Annotated in this window: 17 protein-coding genes and 2 pseudogenes; 9 read left to right on the top strand and 10 right to left on the bottom strand. The window is 59.5% G+C overall.

Annotation, left to right across the window (positions count from 1 at the left end; translation table 11 throughout):
- Positions 1-339 precede the first annotated feature (339 nt).
- The 4 genes and pseudogenes from GA0061102_RS21390 (at position 340) to GA0061102_RS21375 (ending at position 4,910) form a co-directional block, all read left to right on the top strand.
- Positions 340-1,386, top strand: a complete 1,047-nt coding sequence (locus tag GA0061102_RS21390) for an IS110 family RNA-guided transposase (RefSeq protein WP_092852979.1) — start codon at positions 340-342, stop codon at positions 1,384-1,386.
- A gap of 288 nt (positions 1,387-1,674) precedes the next feature.
- Positions 1,675-2,403: pseudogene (locus GA0061102_RS21385) on the top strand (ABC transporter ATP-binding protein); the annotation flags it as partial.
- A 112-nt stretch (positions 2,404-2,515) separates the two neighbouring features.
- Positions 2,516-3,544, top strand: coding sequence for an IS110 family RNA-guided transposase (locus GA0061102_RS21380; RefSeq protein ID WP_092852977.1), 1,029 nt, complete (start codon positions 2,516-2,518; stop codon positions 3,542-3,544).
- Positions 3,545-3,875: 331 nt separating this feature from the next.
- Positions 3,876-4,910, top strand: a complete 1,035-nt coding sequence (locus tag GA0061102_RS21375; RefSeq protein ID WP_092852975.1) for an IS110 family RNA-guided transposase — start codon at positions 3,876-3,878, stop codon at positions 4,908-4,910.
- A 500-nt stretch (positions 4,911-5,410) separates the two neighbouring features.
- Here the strand turns inward: GA0061102_RS21375 and GA0061102_RS21370 are convergent, their stop codons facing one another.
- Positions 5,411-6,199: a DeoR/GlpR family DNA-binding transcription regulator gene (locus tag GA0061102_RS21370; protein ID WP_092852973.1), complete on the bottom strand. Its 789-nt coding sequence runs from the start codon at positions 6,197-6,199 to the stop codon at positions 5,411-5,413.
- 74 nt (positions 6,200-6,273) lie between these two features.
- Here GA0061102_RS21370 and GA0061102_RS21365 point away from each other — a divergent pair, with 74 nt between their 5' ends.
- The 5 genes from GA0061102_RS21365 to GA0061102_RS21345 all read left to right on the top strand — a co-directional run bounded on the left by GA0061102_RS21365 (position 6,274) and on the right by GA0061102_RS21345 (position 10,816).
- The gene (locus GA0061102_RS21365) at positions 6,274-6,900 is read left to right on the top strand and encodes a TIGR00725 family protein (protein ID WP_092852971.1); all 627 of its coding nucleotides are present in this window, start codon (positions 6,274-6,276) and stop codon (positions 6,898-6,900) included.
- Positions 6,901-6,986: 86 nt separating this feature from the next.
- A complete protein-coding gene (locus GA0061102_RS21360) occupies positions 6,987-7,772 on the top strand; it encodes an ABC transporter permease (protein ID WP_092852969.1) in 786 nt (261 codons plus the stop codon).
- Positions 7,769-8,806, top strand: a complete 1,038-nt coding sequence (locus GA0061102_RS21355) for an ABC transporter ATP-binding protein (RefSeq protein ID WP_092852967.1) — start codon at positions 7,769-7,771, stop codon at positions 8,804-8,806. Before GA0061102_RS21360 ends, GA0061102_RS21355 begins: the two co-directional genes overlap by 4 nt.
- 26 nt (positions 8,807-8,832) lie before the next feature.
- Positions 8,833-9,912, top strand: a complete 1,080-nt coding sequence (locus tag GA0061102_RS21350) for an extracellular solute-binding protein (protein ID WP_092852965.1) — start codon at positions 8,833-8,835, stop codon at positions 9,910-9,912.
- A gap of 79 nt (positions 9,913-9,991) precedes the next feature.
- On the top strand, positions 9,992-10,816 hold the full coding sequence (locus GA0061102_RS21345) for an ABC transporter permease (protein WP_139115090.1): 825 nt from the start codon (positions 9,992-9,994) through the stop codon (positions 10,814-10,816).
- Positions 10,817-10,870: 54 nt separating this feature from the next.
- Here the strand turns inward: GA0061102_RS21345 and GA0061102_RS34100 are convergent.
- The 9 genes and pseudogenes from GA0061102_RS34100 to GA0061102_RS21300 form a co-directional block, all read right to left on the bottom strand.
- Positions 10,871-11,155: pseudogene (locus GA0061102_RS34100) on the bottom strand (integrase core domain-containing protein); the annotation flags it as partial.
- Positions 11,156-11,378: 223 nt separating this feature from the next.
- Entirely contained in the window at positions 11,379-13,178 is a 1,800-nt protein-coding gene (atzF, locus tag GA0061102_RS21335; RefSeq protein ID WP_092852963.1) for an allophanate hydrolase, read from the bottom strand.
- The gene (locus tag GA0061102_RS21330; RefSeq protein ID WP_092852961.1) at positions 13,175-13,528 is read right to left on the bottom strand and encodes a cupin domain-containing protein; all 354 of its coding nucleotides are present in this window, start codon (positions 13,526-13,528) and stop codon (positions 13,175-13,177) included. The genes atzF and GA0061102_RS21330 overlap by 4 nt, the downstream gene beginning before the upstream one ends.
- Entirely contained in the window at positions 13,521-14,189 is a 669-nt protein-coding gene (locus GA0061102_RS21325; RefSeq protein WP_092852959.1) for a cysteine hydrolase family protein, read from the bottom strand. Before GA0061102_RS21325 ends, GA0061102_RS21330 begins: the two co-directional genes overlap by 8 nt.
- On the bottom strand, positions 14,189-15,739 hold the full coding sequence (locus GA0061102_RS21320) for an ABC transporter ATP-binding protein (RefSeq protein WP_092852957.1): 1,551 nt from the start codon (positions 15,737-15,739) through the stop codon (positions 14,189-14,191). The genes GA0061102_RS21325 and GA0061102_RS21320 overlap by 1 nt, the downstream gene beginning before the upstream one ends.
- A complete protein-coding gene (gene biuH / locus GA0061102_RS21315; protein ID WP_092852955.1) occupies positions 15,736-16,449 on the bottom strand; it encodes a biuret amidohydrolase in 714 nt (237 codons plus the stop codon). Before biuH ends, GA0061102_RS21320 begins: the two co-directional genes overlap by 4 nt.
- Before the next feature lie 11 nt (positions 16,450-16,460).
- On the bottom strand, positions 16,461-17,387 hold the full coding sequence (locus GA0061102_RS21310; RefSeq protein WP_092853024.1) for an ABC transporter permease: 927 nt from the start codon (positions 17,385-17,387) through the stop codon (positions 16,461-16,463).
- The gene (locus tag GA0061102_RS21305; RefSeq protein WP_092852953.1) at positions 17,387-18,517 is read right to left on the bottom strand and encodes an ABC transporter permease; all 1,131 of its coding nucleotides are present in this window, start codon (positions 18,515-18,517) and stop codon (positions 17,387-17,389) included. Before GA0061102_RS21305 ends, GA0061102_RS21310 begins: the two co-directional genes overlap by 1 nt.
- A 19-nt stretch (positions 18,518-18,536) precedes the next feature.
- Positions 18,537-19,664: a BMP family ABC transporter substrate-binding protein gene (locus tag GA0061102_RS21300; RefSeq protein WP_092852951.1), complete on the bottom strand. Its 1,128-nt coding sequence runs from the start codon at positions 19,662-19,664 to the stop codon at positions 18,537-18,539.
- Positions 19,665-19,935: the final 271 nt, after the last annotated feature.

Here is a 19,935-nt window from a genome sequence, read left to right as displayed (position 1 = left end):
TTTCAGAGAATGCCTACATGAACTCCTCAATTCTCATGTTTAGCAATATGTTTAGTGATAGACATTTTTATAAACATTGCAAGTGGCAATCGTTGTTGCAGTGCACATGTGTACATGACGCACTCCGGCCGTCTTCTTCGACCGGATCCTACTTGTCGTTGCCGGAGGCGCCTCTCTGCCGCTCGGATTGCTTCCGGCCCTACCAGCGCGCGCGCGCCGAAGCACCATTCCCAGCTCCTGACTTCGCGGCGTTAAGTTGATGTGGTGGATGGCGCCCTCGGACGGCATCGAATGTGCCAAAATGGTTTTTTGCAAAACCCGAGAGAGGAGCCATCCACCATGGTCGATATTACGACAATCGGACTTGATATCGCAAAGAATGTTTTTCAGGTCCACGGTGTCGATACGCAGGGTCAGATCGTTCTACGCAAGGCTTTACGTCGAGCGCAGATGGTTTCCTTCTTCACAAAGCTGCCGCCCTGCCTGATCGGCATGGAAGCCTGTGCAACAGCCCATCATTGGGCGCGCACGCTGATAGAACTGGGACATGATGTAAGGTTGATCTCACCGGCCTACGTCAAACCTTTCGTCAAAAGGCATAAGAACGATGCCGCTGATGCGGCAGCGATCTGCGAAGCAGTGGTTCGTCCTTCGATGCGGTTCGTGTCGGTGAAGAGCAAAGAGCAGCAGGCAACACTGATGCTGCACAGTGCGCGAGAGCTGCTGATCTCGCAGCGAACGGCCTTGATGAACGCCTTACGCGGACATTTTGCCGAGCTGGGAATAGTTGTCGCGCAAGGTGCCCGCAATGTTGGAGAACTTCTTTTAATCCTGGAAAGGATGGACCAAGGTTCCAATGAGGAGGCTCTCCCGGACACAATGCGGCTCGCATTGCAGCCGCTGGCAAATGCGCTGATTGGGATTGAAGCTGAGATTGTCAAACTGGATAAGGAGATCCTCGCCATATACCGCAAAGATGATGTCAGTCTTCGGCTTGCCTCTATCCCCGGTATCGGGCCAATCACGGCGTCATTTCTGTCGGCGAGTATTCCGGATCCGGGCTTGTTCGCGGGTGGACGAGAGTTCGCGGCATTCCTAGGGTTGGTGCCTCGACAATATTCGAGCGGCGGCAAGCCAAAGCTCGGACGGATTTCCAAAATGGGCAACCGGCATCTGCGAAAGCTACTGGTGGTCGGAGCACATGCCGCTCTCTACAGCATCAAGAATGGCAAGACCAAATCGCCACTAGGGGACTGGGCAAGAGCCTTGCTGGCGAAGAAATCCTTCAAGCTTGTGGCCGTCGCTTTGGCCAATAAAATGGCGCGCATCGCGTGGGCGATCATGACCAGAGCCGGTCATTACGAGCCGAATCTTGCTACCCAATAGACCAGGCATTACCGGAACTGCCCATAGGGCACAAAAGTTGGCGGCGTGACAATGGAGTGATGTGAAGGCGAAAGCGGAATGGATCGCACGAACTGAAGAACCCGTGGCATCGTATAGCGCCCCAAAGCGCGGTAAGTTGATAGGGATCGGTTCACGCGGAAAACATCAGGGCCAGCGGTCGTATCAAACCGCGCTTACAGGCCGGAGACATGACTGCACCCGACCCGCAAAGCTCAGCATCTTCCAAAAGCACCTTGCCAAGCGGGCGCCATCCAGACATTACGATGCCAGAATATCTCCTTTTGCCTCGAACAGCAGAAGCTTGCCAAAGTTGAAATTGGCGCCCGCATCCAGCGCGCGGCCGAAACGCTACATATTTGGGAACTCTTGGAGCGCCGGCCCGGTCAACTCTCGGGCGGGCAGCGCCAGCGCGTCGCTATGGGCCGTGCCATCGTACGCAATCCCAAGGTCTTTCTGTTCGACGAGCCGCTCTCCAACCTCGATGCAAAACTGCGCGTTCAGATGCGCACGGAAATCAAGCGCCTGCATCAACTCCTGCCGACGACAACAGTCTATGTCACGCATGATCAGGTGGAAGCCATGACAATGGCCGATCGGGTCGTCGTGATGAACGGTGGCGTGATCGAACAGGCGGGACCACCACAGGAGCTCTATCATCGCCCCGTCAGTCAGTTCGTCGCCGGCTTCATTGGTTCGCCCGCGATGAATTTCCTTCCGGCACAATTGGCTTCGAGCGGCAAGGGACTCGCTGTTATTCTGGAGGACGGCACTTCCCTTGCCGTTCCGGACGCGCGCGTCAACGAATATGCGCGCCATGCCGGAAAATCGGTCGTTTTCGGCATGCGGCCGGAATCGATCAGCGATCGTCAACAGCGCCCGGGTCTCGCAGACGTTGAGGCCAAGATCGATTTGGTAGAGCCACTTGGTCCGGAAACCATGGTCTATTTTTCTATTGGCGATGCCAACCTATGTGCCTGTATCGATCCGGAGTGCGGGTGTTGATTTCCGCTGAGAACTGATGGAGTGGATGTATATGGACCCCGCCCGACGGCATCGCAATGTGCCAGAGTGATGTTCGCCAAAACGTCACTTAGAGGAGAGAGCATCCATGAAGGAAGTTAGCATTGTCGGCCTGGGCCTTGCAAAGCGGGTATTTCAGGTTCACGCGGCTGGAGGCGATGGCGGCGTTGTTCTACGCAGGAAGCTGTCGCGCGGCCAGGTTCTGGCCTTCTTTGCAGAATTGCCGCGGTGCATTGTTGCGATGGAAGCTTGTGCTACCGCGCACTATTGGGCACGTGAGATCGGGAAGCTCGGCCATGAAGTTCGCTTGCTACCACCCGCGTACGTAAAGCCCTTCGTCAAACGGCAGAAGAATGATGCAGCCGACGCCGAGGCGATCGTTGAAGCCGCTCTGCGTCCATCGATGCGATTCGTGGTTCCGAAGACTGAAGGCCAGCAGGCTTGCTCCATGATCTTCCGCACGCGCGACCTATTCGTCCGTCAGAGAACGCAGCTCATCAATGCTCTGCGCGCGCACCTTGCTGAACATGGGATCATCGCGCCGCAGGGGATCGCAAACCTGACCGTGCTGACGCAGGTTGTCGAAGACGACAACGCTGGCCTCGAACTCATAGTCGTTGAACCAGCTCGGCTGTATCTTGATCAAATTGAAGCGCTCTCCTCTCGAATTGTCAGCTTGGAGAAGGCGCTCAGATCGGAAGCAAAAAGCTCGCAGAGCACGACCCGGCTAATGTCCATGCCGGGAATGGGGCCGATCACTGCAATGGCGATTGAGGCCTTTGCCCCCACCATGACCACCTTCAGGAAGGGACGAGATTTTGCAGCCTGGCTCGGGTTGGTCCCAAAACAGCATTCGAGCGGTGGAAAGCAGGTCCTCGGCCGAACGTCGAAGATGGGGCAGCGCGACATCCGGCGGCTTCTGATCATTGGAGCGATGACAGTTATCAGATGGGCATGCCGCAAAGCCCCTCCCGAGAACTCATGGCTGGCACGGATGTTGGCCCGCAAGTCTCGCATGCTCGTTGCGATAGCCCTCGCCAACAAAATGGCTCGGTCGATCTGGGCGATGATGACGAAGAATGAGAACTACAGGGATCCCGGTCTGGCTGCGGCATAGCAAAGCGCTAAGCTGGGGCGAGAACGGAACGTCGGCGTGTGAGGAGGTCAACGGACGGTAAGGACAAAGATCGGTGAGAGTGGGTCTGGGAAGGCATCCGGGTCAGTGAGCCACGAGCTCGTAGAACTGATTTTGCACCAGGTCCGCGTAGCTCCATACCGGCCAGCGGTCATACTCGAGCCGCACAACAGGCCTGATACATGACCGCACCCGATCACACGTCCAAAATCGTTCGAAGAACTGCTTGCATGAACGGGGGCAATGGTATGGACCCCGCCCGCCATCGGGCGCAGGCTTGACAACTCCGAAACGGACAAGAAGGAGGATTGCCATGTCGGTCGTTCGGATTGGTCTCGATCTTGCCAAGTACGTCTTCGAGGTTCACGGCGTGGACATTCACGGCAAGATCGTCTTGCGCAGGCGGTTGAGACGAGATGCGGTCTCCACGTTCTTTGCTAACCTGCCAAAGTGCCTGATTGGTATGGAAGCTTCGAATGGCGCGCATTATTGGGCGAGAACGTTGAAAGCGCTGGGGCATGAGGTTCGGCTCATCAGTCCGCAATTTGTAAAGCCGTATGTCAAATCGAATAAAAATGATCAAAACGATGCGGAAGCGATCTGCGAGGCCATTAGTCGACCATCGATGCGCTTTGTCCCGCCGAAGTCCGCCGATCAGCTGACGATGCAGGCCGTCCATCGGATCCGCCAGCGGCTCATTGGTGATCGAGTGCGGCTCGTCAATCAGATCAGAGGTTTGCTTTCTGAGCATGGCATTGTTGTTGCTCGCGACATCGCGCAGCTTCGTAGGCGCCTGGCGGAAATCGTTGGTGATAGCGCCGAGGAACTCTGTGACCTGCTCCGGTCGCTGATGCGGGAATTATATGCGGAACTGACGGAACTGGACGCTCGAATCAAGTCGTTCGATCTCCGGCTACGCGAGATCTTCCGCGGTAGCGAACAATGCCAGCGCCTTGCGAAAATCGAGGGTATTGGACCGGTCACAGCAACAGCCCTGATTGCAGCAGTTGGCGATCGATCATCGTTCAAAAATGGAAGGCAGTTTGCGGCCTGGCTGGGTTTGGTGCCCAGACAGCAATCAAGTGGCGGTCGTCAGCGTTTGTTTGGGATCAGCAAACGAGGAGATCGTTATCTACGCACATTGCTGATCCATGGTGCTCGAGCGGCCTTGGCTCGAGCTGGCGGCAAACAAGATCCGCGCAGCGTTTGGCTCGGCAAGCTTCGTCTCCGGCGTCATCCTAATGTTGCCGCCGTCGCACTCGCCAATAAGAACGCTCGCATCGTCTGGGCCATGCTGTCGGGAAACGAGGATTATGAGATGCAGCGATCCGTGGGAAGCGCTGCCTGACGAGAGCATATCAAAATGGAGATACATGCCTGACAATTGCAGCAAACGGCAGGAGATGGAAAACGGTCACTCCCGTCGCTTCTCAAACCTGATGTGTGGACCGGCATGGCGTTGTGCCAATGTCTTGGGGGCATTGAGGTGGAAGCGAGCGAAAACCCATCGAGGCTCGCAGTGGCGAATATCGCGCTGCATCAAGAAGCCGAATATACGTCCGCAGTTGTGACCTGATATCCAAAGTTTGCCAGACCTGTTGCAATCGGGCGGGGTCCATATACATCCATTCATGACCCGGGCTTTGAGACATGGCTTTTGAGCCGAGGATGGAGTGAACCCTTCGGGCTGGACCACGGGACGCTTCAAACTAAGCCGCCTGCTGGGTCAGTAGTGCGAGGATATTTGCCGGGCTATATGATGTTCCGGTTGCCAGCTCCGCGATCCCATTTGAGTTTGCCAAGATCGGCCTTAAAAAGCCGGACAATCGGAGCAAGCGAGGAAGGATTTCACGGCGTAACGACCTCAAGCCCGGCAGAATCAAAGAGTTCGCTCAGCCTTTCCGGAGGTTGCCCGTCGGTAACGAGCTTTGTAAGCAGCGTCAGAGGTGCTACCTGTGCGAGTGCGCGCCGTTCAAACTTCGATTGGTCGCCAACAATGATGGCCGCGTCGGAGCGACGAATGGCAGCCTGTTTTACCGCGATCTTCTCGAGGTCGTAGTCCATGACACTGCCATCATCGTCGAAGCCGGAATAGCCAAGGAAAGCCATGTCGAAGCGGATAGCGGAAATTCCGGAGATCGTCGCGGCGCCGGCCAGCGATCCGTCTGCGCCACGGGACCTGCCGCCGAAAACGTGAAGTTCAAGATCCGCCTCTCCTGCGAGGATCATCCCGGTCGCGAGGCTAGTGGTGAACACGCGCAGGTCCGCATGGCGGCCACGCAGGTTTCGAGCCACGGCTTCGACGGTCGAGCCGACATCGAGGAAGATCGTGGCCCCGTCGGGAATGAGCGTCGCAGCAGCCTTCCCGATCCTGGTCTTGGCGTCTGCGGCGCGTAAGCGCTTCTCGCCATAGCCTAGCCGGACCTCTGCTTCCGTTGGGCCGGCTCCCCCGTGGAATCTTTGCAGGAGCCGTAACCGGTCCAGATGAATGATGTCGCGCCGGATCGATTGCATCGAAACGTCGAAACGCTGCGACAGCGCTTCGAGCGTCGCATAACCGTGTTCGCCAACAATCTTGACGATATTGGCCTGACGGGGCGTCAACTCATCGCTTTGGTGTATTTCTTCATCTGTCATAAATCTTCCCTCGGTGTCATATAGCTTACAGGACTCGTGGCTGGACGCAACTGGCGAGTGGAGCAGATCACCGGATGATGAAATTGCAGTGGATAGAGCGGGACGGACAATTGATTTGCGGAGAACGTATCTTCGACCCCTCCGGACTGGGGTGGATTTCGGGCGCGATTTCCAACCATAACGCAGAGAATGTGACGCCTCCTCAGGCGCTTCAGAGATTGGCGGTGCGCCAATCTCTGAAGCGCGTTCCTATCGGTATCATCGGCCCGAGAGAGGCAACCCCGGCACAATATGACCTGGCAGAACAGGTGGGCGCAGCATTGGCGGATCACGGTCTGCAGCTGCTGTGCGGCGGCAAGACCGGTGTCATGGAAGCGGCTTGCAAGGGCCACGCGTCAAAGGGTGGACTGCCTATCGGCATCCTGCCGGACGAGGAATGGCAGGCCGCAAACCCTTACGTCGCTATCCCCATTGCGTCTGGTATCGGCCCGGCCCGGAACGCCATCATCGCCCGGGCTTGTCTCGCTCTGATTGCCATTGGCGGCGGTGTCGGTACGCTGTCGGAAATGGCGCTAGGCTTGCAGTTCAACCGACTCGTCCTTGCAATGGCCGATGCTCCACCCGTCATTGGCGCGTCCGTGATCGCCACGGTGGACGAGGCACTTGAGCGAATTGCGGCACACCTCTTCAAGATATTGTAAGATTTCTTCCATATGTCATGAATCTATTACAAGCATTGACTAAAGGAGAGCACGACCTGATCTGAACAAGAGGAAGGGGTGCCGCCTTGCCCGTCATCGCGATCGCCTATTTGATATTCCTGGCCGCCCCGGTGCTGCTGCTTGCGCTCGGTTCCTTTGGCGAAAGCTGGAGCAACACACTTCTACCGACCGGCTTTACTGGACGCTGGTACGAGGAGCTCGCCAGCGACACCAGCTTTCGGCGTGCCTTTATCACCAGTCTTCAGATCGTCGGCACGACCTGCCTTCTGAACATGCTGATCGGCTTGCCGCTCGCTTATGCCATCCAGGCCGGCGCGCGGGGCGGCGTTCGTCTGGCTGCTCGGCTCGTTACGCTGATGCCCGTTGCGGTGCCCGAGCTTGTGCTCGCATTCGGCTTCATTCTCGTCTTTTCCTCCGATGCCTTGCCGTGGCTTGGCAGTTTCTGGCTATTGGCGGCGGGCCACCTTGTTCTCACTTTGCCCTACACGGTGACCGCACTCGTCGCCGACATGGAGCAATTGCGCCTCGACGAATACGAGCATGCGGCCGCAACGCTCGGCGCTTCCTTTTTCGAGCGTCTGCGTGACGTCACGTTTCCGCTGCTGCAAACGAGCCTGATGTCGTCGATGCTGACGGTGGCGGCTCTTTCGATCGGCGAGTTCCAACTGTCCAACCTCATCTCCGGCTTCCTGTCCCGCACATATCCGGTCGTGCTGCTGCAGGCATTCTACGGCGCAACGGGCTTTGCCTGCGCCGCGACTATCGTTCTTCTCATTCTTGCAGCCTTGGCCTCACTGACCAGCAGCCTGACGGCCCGGTTCGCCGGCTCCACCAAAGCGAGATCCGCATGACCCTCAGATACGAAAACGTGAACTATACCTATCCCGGCGCGGCGACCGGTGTCTTCGACATCTCGCTTGAGATCGGCCGCGGTGAGTTACTCGCGATCATCGGGGCCTCAGGCTCGGGCAAGTCGACCATCCTCAAGCTCCTGGCCGGGTTTGTGAAGCCCGCCAGCGGCCGCATCCTGATCGACGGCAAGGATGTCGGCGACCGGGAACCAGAGGCCCGCAGGCTCGGTGTCGTGTTCCAAAACTACGCCCTCTTCCCGCATATGCGGCTGTGGGAGAATGTCGCCTATCCGCTGAAGGTGCGCGGCATCGCGAAGGCTGACCGCCGCGCGCGGGCGGTCGACATGCTTGGCCGCGTCGGCATGGGCAATCGCACGGACGACCTGCCGACCGCGTTGTCGGGCGGACAGCAGCAGCGCGTAGCGCTCGCCCGCGCCCTGGTCTTCGAACCGCAGGGTCTTCTACTCGACGAGCCGCTATCGGCACTCGACGCCGGACTGCGCGTCGAAATGCGCGACGAGATCCTGCGTGTACAGCGCGCCTCCGGTATCGCGACGCTGCTCGTCACCCACGACCAGGAAGAGGCGCTCTCGATCGCCGACAAGGTGGTGGTGATGCGCGAAGGGCGCCTCATCCAGATCGGCAAGCCGCGCGACCTCTACGAAACGCCGGTCAATGCATATGTCGCTGCCTTCGTCGGTCAGTCCAATCTCTGGCAGGGAAAGATCGCGGCGGACGGCCTTGTCGAGACTGCCATCGGTCCGCTTGCCTGCGAGACGCGAGGCAGGTCGAACGGCGATCAGGTGACAGTCTTTGTGCGTCCGGAGCGGATCGAGCCTGTCTTCGGGTCAACCGGCGGTGGTCTTCCGGGCCAGTTTGACGGAACCATTGCAGCCGACCGCTACCTCGGCCCGATCCGGCGTATCGATTTGGCCGTGTCCGGCGGGCTCATCCGTCTTGAAACCCATCTTCGCGAGCCGGTGACCTCCGTGGCGATCCCGCCCGATGCCGTGCGTCTTCTTCCAGCCAACTGAACCTATCAACCCAGTGAGGACTTTCCATGAACAGACGGCAATTCATCAGCACCGCCGCAGCCGCCGCAATGGCGCTGGGCCTTGCTCAGACAGCTTTCGCATTCGACGGCGCTGAACTCTACTCGGGCGAGAAGGCGCTCTACGAGAACGCTCTCAAGGAAGGGCTTATCGTGTCCTTCGACACAGGCCCGACCTGGGCCAACTGGGCTGGCCAGTTCAAGGCTTTCCAGAAGCGCTACCCGGGCGTCGAAATGGTCTATAACGACCTCGGTTCGGCAGCGACCGTCGTCGCCCTCGACAAATCGCGCAACCGGCCGCAGGCCGATACCGCATATTACTTTGCCGCTTCGGCGCTCGATGCTGCCAAGACCGGTGTTGTCGAGGGCTTCAAGCCGACCAACTTCGACCGCCTGCCCGAGGCGCTGCGAGAAAAGGACGGCCGATGGTTGACGGTTCACACACTGAGCGTCGCTTTCCTCGTCAACACCAAGCTAGTGAAGAACGTGCCGCAGAGCTGGGCTGACCTTTTGAAACCCGAATACAAGAACGCGATTGTCTATCAGGATCCGCGCTCGACAGGTCAGGGACAGGTGGTCACCTTCGCCGCTACCTTTGGCAATGGCGGCAGCATGGACAATATCACCCCTGGCATCGACTATCTCGGCAAGCTGACCAAGGCCGGCAACGTGCTGCGCACCGTCGGCACCACGCCCTATGCCCAGTTCCTCAAGGGCGAGATCCCGATCTGGATCGGCTATGAGAACGATGGTCTGAAGGCGAAATTCGTCGATGGAATGGGCGACGGCGTCGCAGTTGTTATCCCCAAGGAAGCCTCCGCCGCTGCGCCCTACGCGATTTCGCTGGTCAAGAACGGCCCCAATCCGAATGCCGGCAAGCTGTGGCTGAACTTCATCATGAGCGACGAAGGCCAGAAGATCTTCGCCGAAGGCTATGTCCGCCCGGCCGTTACCGGCATTGCTCTGCCAGAGACCGTTGCGGCGAAAATGCCCACGGCGCCGCAGGTGGTTCCGCTCGATATCGCCAAGGCGACCGCCAAGAAGGGCGAAATCGACGCGGGCTGGGCCAAGGCCATTCTCGGCCAGTAGGCCGCTGACACCATGGCCGTCCGCGCAGGTTATGCGTGGACGGCGCCTGTTTCTTCATCCGTTCCAACGAGAGACGATCATGAGCACCCGCGCTTCAACATCCACGCTCGCTGCCTTTGCGGCGCCGGGTATAGTCACGCTTTGCCTGTTCTTCCTCGTGCCCGTCTGCGCCGTTCTGGTTGGCGCGGTTTCGGATGGCGGCAGCGCCTTCGTGCGCCTTGCTGCCGATCCGGTCTTCTGGAACGGTCTTCGGGGCACGCTGATCCTCGGAACCGCAGCACCATTGTTTTCTCTCGCCATTGGCTTCTGCGTCGCGCTGACACTATCGCGGCTGGCGCCGGGACTGCGCACCGCCGCCCTCATCGCCATATCGCTACCGTTGACATTCTCCGGCCTGATCGTTGCCTACGGTTTCATTCTGCTTCTCGGCCGCTCCGGCTTTGTAACGCTGCTGCTTGCAGAACTTGGTCTCGATCCGGCCGTCACCGGCGCATTCATCTTCTCGCCGATCGGGCTCGGGCTTGCCTATTCCTACTATCTCGTGCCGCGCGTCGTGCTGATCGTCTTGCCTGCGATCAGCAATTTCGACCGCAACCAGCTCATTGCCGCCCGCTCGCTTGGTGCTGGCGGAACTCGCGCGCTGTTCGACGTCATGCTGCCGCAGATCATGCCGAGTTTGGTCGCCGCTTTCTGCCTGACATCCGCCGTCGCCATCGGCGCCTACGGCACGGCACTCGCACTCGTCGGCACTCAGGTCAACATCCTGCCACTCGTCCTCTACAGCAAGGTCTCGGAGACCGGCACCGACCTTCCGGCCGCCTCGGCCGCCTCTCTTGTTCTCGTCGCGATCTGCGCGGCTGTCGTCGCGTTGGGTGAGGCGGTGGGTGGCAGGCGGAAAAGCTAAGCCTCGGTGGCTCGCTGCCCTCCAGGCTGACATCACCGCCTGCGAACTACGCACCTAGCTGTTTAGTCCGGGGAATTGATGGGTTGGATCGAGCTTGAATTGTTGGGGCTCTTTTGTCCAGCATTTACAGATGTATTCGTAGGGTGTGAGGCCTTGGAGGGTCTTGAGGCGGCGACCGAAATTGTATGCGGATACAAAGTCTGTGAGGCGGTTGCGAAGCTGATCATGGCTCTCGTAGTAATAGCGTTTGACCGTAGCATCCTTGATTGTCAGGTTCATTCGCTCGACCTAGCCGTTGGTCCACGAATGTTTTGGCTTGGTCGTTCGGTGTTCGATATCGGCCCTGGCGCCTGAATATTCGAAGGCATGGGCCCGGAATATCTCGCCATTTGCGATTGCTTCCTTGATAAGCGGAACGGCTGAACCGCGGCCCCCGGCGTGGTGAACTGGATGCCGCTGTCGGTGAGAACGGTATGGATCCTGTAGGGGACAGATTCGATCAGACGTAGCAAGAACTTCCTTTACACGCGCGAAGGCAGGCAATTCGATGTACCTTGTGGGCTTACGTCGTTGCCGCGACATAACTGCGCCATCCGCCATAGTGGGTGATGTCAGTCGCGTCAGCGATGGCGGCGGCTTCGACCAGAAATCCCTTGGCCGAAGTTCCGTCGGATAGGAAGAGGGTGCCGATGCCGAGGGGTGAGGGGATGGCCGCAACAAATTGACCGAAAGCGGCCGGCGTCATTTGCCAGATCTCGACATCGATTTGACCGCCTGTCGCCTGTTCGACGCGGAGAAGCCCTGGCTTCGCCGGTATCTGTCCCGACAGGGCATAAAGCCGGTAGCAATCCGTTGTGCGTGCGTTCCGCACAAAGCGACTGCCAAGGGCAAGCAGTTGTGGGTTTAGCGGCATGCCGGAGAGATGGGCGCCGACGACCGCGATATCGATCAGCCCGGCCTCGTCAACGCTGATCGTATCTTTCGCCTCCGGCTGCAGCCATCCGGTCGCGCCGAGCGTCAAGCCGCTGCTCCCATGAATGTCGAGCGCGAGCGAGGCCGTGAGGCCGTCGCGTCCCGAAGGCGCCAGCAAAGTGATGCTGGCTGGACGACCGTCGCTGCGTGTGCCGGTTGGCACTGCGATGCCGCATAGATCGAGAAGGTTGACGAAGTTGGTGTAGGTCCCGAGACGCGAATTCTCGCGGATCGGTTCGGCCTCGAGATCCGCGCGCGTATAATGCTTTGGGGCGGTCGGCACGCAGAGGAGATCGACCGAAGCGATCAGCGGAGCGACCTTCTGTTTCAGGTCTTGCAGAGCATAGAGGCCTTTAAAGGCGTCTGCGGCCGAAAGCTGTTTGGCACCGCCGTAGATCTTGCGCGTGACAGGGTGAAAGCTTGCCTCGTTGGCGTCGAAGAAATCCTTCACCGCGGCATAGCGTTCCGCGACCCAGGCGCCTTCATAAAGTAGCTCCGCCACTCGGTAAAAATCGCCGAAGGGAACTTCCACCAGGCGATGGCCCAGTTCCGCCAACATGCGTAAGGCGTCGTCATAGGCTGCTTCCATGACGGCGTCGCCGAAAAAGAGCCGCTCCGCCTTTGCCGGCACACCAATGGTTAAGGCCGATGGCGTTCGGCCGAAGCCATCGGTTGAGACGGCCTTCGAATAAGCGTCCGCGGCGTCATGGCGGGCGGCGACCATGAAGACCCGCCAGGCATCTTCGACCGTCAGCGCGAAGATCGATACGCAATCCAGCGTGCGGCAGGCAGGGATGACGCCGCTCGTCGACAACGCGCCAAGGCTCGGTTTCATGCCGACGATATTGTTCAGGCCGGCTGGAATACGACCCGACCCGGCGGTGTCGGTGCCGAGCGCAAAGCTGACGATACCCTGCGCCGTCGCCACGGCCGAGCCGGAACTCGAGCCGCCCGGCACCAGTTCGGCATCGATGGCATTGCGCGGAACAGGATAGGGCGTGCGGACGCCGACGAGGCCGGTTGCGAATTGATCGAGATTGGTCTTTCCGATCACCAGCGCGCCGGCCTCCTTCAGCAGGCGAACGACGGTGGCGTCGGTGTCCGGCATATAGGTGTAGTCGGGGCACGCGGCAGTCGTTGGTATGCCCGCAACATCGATATTGTCCTTGACGGCAAAGGGGATGCCCCAGAGTGGTTTAGCTGCAGGATCAAAGGCCTTGAGCGCGGTCGCCTGTTCAAGCAGGCTCTCCTTATCGGCAAGGTGCAGGAAGATACCGGGGTCGCCGACCTCGGCAATGCGCGCAAAGACGGCCTCTATGACGGCAGCAACGCCGCCGCCGCTCGCATAGAAGGCATGCAGGGAGGAAATGTCGAAGGCGGGGCTCGTCACGCGGTTTCCTCTTCCAATATTCTGACGGGCCGATCCCACTGGATCAGGACGACGCAGCCCGTATCACTCCAGACCGAATGCTCGGTCCCGGCGGCATTGACGATGTAGCAGCCCTTGGCGTAGTCGCCGGCCTCATCCGATTGTATGCCGTCGAGCACCAGTATCGTTTCCAAGCCCTCGTGCCGGTGGCGGGGCACAGAAGCGCCGACCTCGTATTTCAGCAGGGCGACTCCCGGTTGGTCGCCCTTGAAGGGCTGAATCCAATGGACGGTAACACCATCCCGGAACGGACCGAAGGTCAACTCCTTCCAGCCCCCCAGCGTCAACAGTTCGCGTGTCGTTTCAGGCATGGCTGATCGTCTCCAGGATATCGTCGACATGCGCCGTCCAGCCGACGATGGCGCCTTGCGCCCGGATCATCGCGATGGCCGCGGCTTTAAACTCTGGGAAGTAGCTTTCGGTTGCTTCTTCGGCGAGCAAGCATTCATAGCCGCGATCATTGGCCTCGCGCATGGTGGTTTGCACACAGACCTCCGTGGTGACGCCGGCGAAAACGAGCTGCTTGATATCCTTATGGTTCAGGATATCGCCGAGTTCGGTGGCGTAGAAGGCGCCCTTGCCCGGTTTTTCGATGACGATCTCGCCATCGATGGGGGCGAGTTCGGGAAGGATGGCCGTGCCCGGTTCGCCGGCGATGAGGATGCGACCCATCGGTCCCTTGTCACCGATCCTGAGCGAAGGATTGCCGCGGCTGCGCTTGGCGGGCGGTAGGTCGGAGAGGTCGGGCTTGTGGCATTCCATCGTGTGGATAACCGGCAGGCCGGCATGGCGAAAGCCGGCGATCAGCCGCTTCACGTCAGGGATTATCTTCGTGATGCGGCTGACATCATTGCCGAGACTGGCGCCGAAACCGCCGGGCTCGCTAAAATCGCGCTGCATGTCGATGACGATCAACGCTACGGCCTTGCGTTGCAGCGGGAAGGGAAAAGGTTGAGCCTTGATGTCCGTCATCAGTGATGCCCTGCCATATGCGCGCCAATCACAGAGATATCCGCGGTCTGCGCCGGTGTTTCGTAGACGAGCTTGCCTTCGGAGATCACCATGATGCGATCTGACATTTCCAGAAGTTCGTCGAGATCCTCCGACAAGAGCAGCACAGCCGCCCCGGCATTGCGGGCACGCATGATACGGGCGCGGATTTCGGCAACGGCGGAAAAGTCGAGGCCGAAACAGGGATTGGAGACGATCAGCAGATCGACCTCTCCCGTCAGCTCCCGCGCTAAGACGGCGCGCTGGACGTTGCCGCCGGAAAGCGCCGCAATCGGCGAGGAGGATGAAGCTGTCTTCACCTTGAAATCGGAGATCAGCGATATCGCGCGCTTCTTCATCCGGCCCCTGTTCAGCCAGATCGCCTCAATGCCGTTTTCCTTCAGATCGAAGGTGCGGAAGGCGAGATTTTCGCTGACGGTCATGCGCGGCGCACAGGCATTCTGCAACGGCTCTTCGGGAATGAAGCGGACGTTGTTTTTCCGTGTCTCGGCCCGTGTGGCGCCATAGATCTCGCCGTTGACACTGACCGATCCCTCCTGGGTCGGCCGCTGCCCGGCAAGGATCTCCGTCAGTTCCTTCTGGCCATTACCGGAAATGCCAGCGATGCCGACAATCTCGCCTGAGTGGACTGTCAGCCTGTCGATTTCGATGGCTTTCAAACCGGATCGGTCGGGCGCTATGACCCGCTCGACCTGCAACACCGCTTTCGCCGTATCCGTGACGGGAACCCGCGTGTCGAGCTCAGCAAGCTTGATGTCGCCGATCATCATCGCGGCCATATCGTCTGTCGAGAGTTCTCCGACTTTACCGCCGCCAACCAGCTTGCCGCGGCGCAGGATGGAGACCGCATCGGCGAATTTCGTCACCTCATGGAATTTGTGGCTGATCATCAACACGGTCAGTTCGCCGCGCTCGGTCATGTCTCGCACAAGGCCGAGCATCTCGTCGGCCTCAGCCGGTGTCAGCACCGAGGTCGGTTCGTCGAGTATGAGGAAACTGCGGCCGAGATAAAGCTGCTTGACGATTTCGAGCTTCTGCTTTTCGCCGGCGGCAAGCTCGCTGACCCGCCGATCGAGCGGGATCTTGAAGGGCATTCGTTCCATGAAGACGGCAAGCGCCTTGCGCTCGTTGGCCCAGTTGACGATAGCTGGCACTTCAGCGCGGCTGATGACAAGGTTTTCAGCACCCGTCAGCGACGATACCAGCGTAAAATGCTGGTAAACCATGCCGAGACCATAGGTAGCTGCATCCTTCGGGGAGGCAACCGCGACTTCGTGGCCGTCCACCGACAGCGACCCAGAGGTCTGGTGGTAGAAGCCCATGAGGCATTTCACGAGGGTCGACTTGCCGGCGCCGTTCTCGCCGAGCAGCGCGTGAAAAGTGCCGGCGGGAATGCTGACGGAGACATGGTCGAGCGCCGTAAAACTGCCAAAACGCATAGTCATTTCGTGCGTCTCGATGCCGACTGCCTTGCCGACTTGCGGAAGGGGAGTATCGCGGATGACGCTCATGGCAGCTGACTCACGAGGTTCGCGGAATTGGAGACCGAGCCGAAGACGCCACCCTGCATCTTCACCATCTTGATGGCCGCGAGGTGATTTCCATAATCGGTCGCGCCGCAGCAGTCCTCCAGCAGCAGGCATTCAAAGCCGCGATCGTTCGCCTCGCGCATGGTGGTATGAACGCAGACGTCAGTGGTGATGCCGGTGAGAATGATGTTCTCGATGCGCTTCTGGTTGAGGATCAGCTCCAGGTCGGTAGCACAGAAGGACCCCTTGCCGGGCTTGTCGATGATCGTCTCGCCGTCCATCGGCTTCAGCTCGTCGATGATGTCCCAGCCGGGCTCGCCGCGCACGAGGATGCGACCGCAAGGGCCGGCATCGCCAATGCCGGCATTGATGCGCTTCGAACGCCACCGCTTGTTGGCGGGCAGATCGGCAAGATCGGGTCGATGACCCTCGCGTGTGTGAATGATGTGGTAGCCCTTGGCGCGCATGGCGGCCAGAACCCGTTTGATCGGCTCGATCGGCGCGCGCACCAGCGACAGGTCGTAACCCATGTGATCGACATAGCCGCCAGGACCGCAGAAATCCGTCTGCATGTCGATGATGATGAGCGCGGTATTGCCAGGTCGCAAGGCGCCATTATAGGGCCAGACATAGGGATCGGCATCGATATAGGCCAGCGTCTGGCTTGCGGGAGCAATGGCAGGATAGTTCATGGCTGACCTTCCTATTTGGTGAGCGAAAGCGCGCCGGGAGCGCCGCTAAGCGTGCGAGTGGGCGAGGACGCGATGATCATGATGACGAGCGTCAGCACGTAGGGAGCGGCGTAGAACAGATAATATCCTTGCGTCACGCCGACGGATTGCAGCGCCGGGCCGAGCGCCCCGGCACCGCCAAAGAGAATTGCGGCCACGAAGCAGCCGATCGGGTTCCAGCGGGCGAAGATCACCAGCGCCACGGCCATCAGGCCCTGGCCTGATGAGATGCGCTCGTTCCAGGAGCCCGGATAATAAAGCGAGAGATAGGCGCCGCCGATTGCCGCCAGCGAGCCGCCGACGGCGGTTGCCAGCAGCCGGACACGGTCGGGATTGATGCCCATGGCGCGCGCCGCATCCGTGCTGTCGCCGACGACGCGCAGCATAAGGCCGATCCTGGTGTTCCCGAATGCCCACCAGAGCACGAGGGCGAGGACCGCACCGAGAATGAAAAGTATATTGATATTCAACGCCGCCTGCACCGGCTGCAGGCTCGACCAGAAACCGAAGGGGATCGCCGGCAGGTGCGGCGCGACCGGCTGGATGAAGGACTTGCCGAGAAAGAAGGCAAGGCCGAGGCCGAATTGCATCATGGCGATGCCTATGGCGATGTCGTTGACCTTCGGCCACTTGCAGATCCAGCCGTGCACCGCGCCGAAGGTCGCCCCGCTCGCCATCGCAGCCAGAACGCCGAGCCAGGCGGAGCCGCTCATCACGGCGACGGCATATGCCGTCATGGCGCCGAAGACGAGCGTGCCCTCCAGGCCGAGATTGATGCGGCCGGACCGTTCGGTGATCGTCTCGCCGAGGCTGACGAAGATGAAGGGCGTCGAGACGCGGATAGCGCCGGCAAGGATGGCAAGGGGTACGCCCCAGAGACCGATTGCTGTATCGTCCATCATGCATTCCTTTTCCAGAGATCAGGATTGAAGATCTTGAAGCGGCCATAGAAGGTTTCGCAGAAGAGGATCACGATGAAGAGCGTGCCCTGTAGGACGAGGACCGTCGCGTCGGGTAGGCCCATGCGGCGCTGGATCAGGCCGCCGGACGCATCGATACCGCCAAGAAGAATGGCGACAGGGATGATCGCCAGCGGATTGTGCCGCGCCAGAAAGGCGACGAGGATGCCGGTATAACCATAGCCGGCGGCAAGTGACGCATTGGCGCTGCCCTGGACCGCGGCGACCTCGATCATGCCAGCAAGCCCGGCGAAGCTGCCGGCAATCGCCGTGAAACCGGCGATCAATCGTCCCACAGGCAAACCCTGGATCTGTGCAGCGCGGACGTTACCGCCGGCGATGCGAGCGGCGAAGCCATAGCTGGTCATCTCGAGCAATATCCACGAGACGATACAGGCGATGATGCCGATAACGAGGCCCCAGTGCACATCCATGCCTGGAATATTGCCGAGCATATAGTCGTGCGGCAGCGGCTTGGTGGAGGGTTTGTTGAGGCTTGCCGGATCGCGCAGCGGCCCTTCAACGAACTGGTTCATCAAAGCGATGGCGATATAGGCGAGTAACAGCGAAGAGATGGTTTCGTTGACGCCGCGATAGTGGCGCAGGAATCCGGCAAGGCCGATCCAGATGCCGCCCATCACCATGGCGGCAACCGCCATGAGAGCAAGAGCGATGATCGGCGGTAACAGGCCGACGATCGGCAGTGCGATCGCTGCTGCCGCCACGCCGCCGAGAACGACGGCGCCTTCGCCGCCGATGATGACGAGACCGAGCCTCGCCGGCAAAGCGACGCAGAGCGCGGTGAGCAGCAGCGGAGAAGCGCGGCTCAGGCTGTTCTGGACGGAAAACCAGCTGCCGAAGCCGCCGGCGTACATGAAGCGATAGAGGTCGGCCGGCGATTTGCCGACCGCCAGGATAAACAGGGAGAACAATGCCAGGCCGACCAGGATTGCGCCAAGCGTGATCACCAGTGGCTCGGCCCGCCGCGCGATCCATTCGAGGGCGGGACGCAGCAGCATCTGTCTTTGCGCAGCGATGGACAATGCGGACTCGTTGACTTCAACCGTCATGACGCTTCTCCCTCGATGTTCAGGCTGTGGAGCCGGCGACGCCTTCGACGAGATAGTTCATGCTTTCGAGTTCGATAGCGTCCTCGGCGAAGCTCTTGTCCGCGGTGATGACGACGTTGCCCTTATTGTCCTTAATCGGGCCCTTGAAGACCGAAAAGCCGCCGGCCTTCATCTGGGCAAGAGTCGCCTCGAATTTCTTGCGGGATTCGTCGGAAACGCCAGGTCCGAGCGGGCTCATCTTGACGAAGCCATCCTTCAGCCCGCCGCGGACGAAATTGCCAAGCTTTTCACCGGCCTGCGCCTTCTTGACGAAGTCCGAGTAGACATTGCCCCAGGCCCACTCCGCGCCGGTCAGGTACTTGGCCGGAGCAAGGGGGCTCTGGTTGGCGTGGTAGCCACAGACGAAGGCACCACGGCCGGCGGCGGTTTCGACGACGACCTTCGGGCTATCGACATGGCAGGTAATGACGTCTGCCCCCTGGTCGATCAGCGCGTTGGTGGCCTCGGCCTCCTTGACGGCCAGCGACCATTCGCCGGTGAAGATCACCTGGCAGGTGATGGCCGGATCGACGGAGCGGGCACCGAGCAGAAAGGCGTTGATGTTCTGTAGAACCTGCGGAATCGGCTTGGCGGCAACGAAGCCGATCTTCTTGCTCTTCGTGGCATAACCGGCAGTCACGCCGTTCAGATACTGGCCCTGGAAGATGTAGCCGAAATAGGAGCCGGTATTGGCCGGATTCTTGCTAGCCTGCCAGAGGCCACCGCAATGGCGAAACTGAATGTTGGGATATTTGGCGGCCATGGCCAGCATATGCGGATCGAAATAGCCGAATGAGGTCGGGAAGATCAGCGTGGCGCCGTCAAGGTTGATCATCGATTCCATCGTCTTTTGAACGTCGACGGTTTCGGGGACGTTTTCCTCTTCGACAACATTGACGCCGGGGAGCGCCTTGACGACGGCAGCACCTTCGGCATGGGCCTGGTTGTAGCCGTAATCATCTTTCGGACCGACATAGATGAAGCCGACGGTGAGCGCGGTCTGTGCGTAGGCGCGAGATGCCAGAAGGCCCGGCGCGACGCTGACAAGTGCGCCTGCTGCCGATGCCTGGAGAAAGTTGCGGCGATTCATGCGAAGGAGTCTGGTCATGGGAATGCTCCTTGAGGGCGGGAGCCCGGTTCGTGAAGAGAGTTGCAGGAAAGTGTATGCAATACCCATGCCAGATAGTAAGACATTGATATTATTGAATTAAAATTTCTGAGAATGCTTATCGGCGAAAAGTGTATGCAGATTTTCTTCATGTTGTGCTCATTAGTAGGCAATGCCCTTTTTTTAATCCAAATTTTGAGAGGTGAATGCGGACGAGCTGCGAGAGAAGGTTTCTGTGTTAAAAAATATCTTTTAAAAACAAAAGATTAAT

Source organism: Martinezella miluonensis, assembly GCF_900094545.1.
Lineage (GTDB): Bacteria > Pseudomonadota > Alphaproteobacteria > Rhizobiales > Rhizobiaceae > Rhizobium > Rhizobium miluonense.
This window is presented reverse-complemented; position numbering and strand designations above follow the sequence as displayed.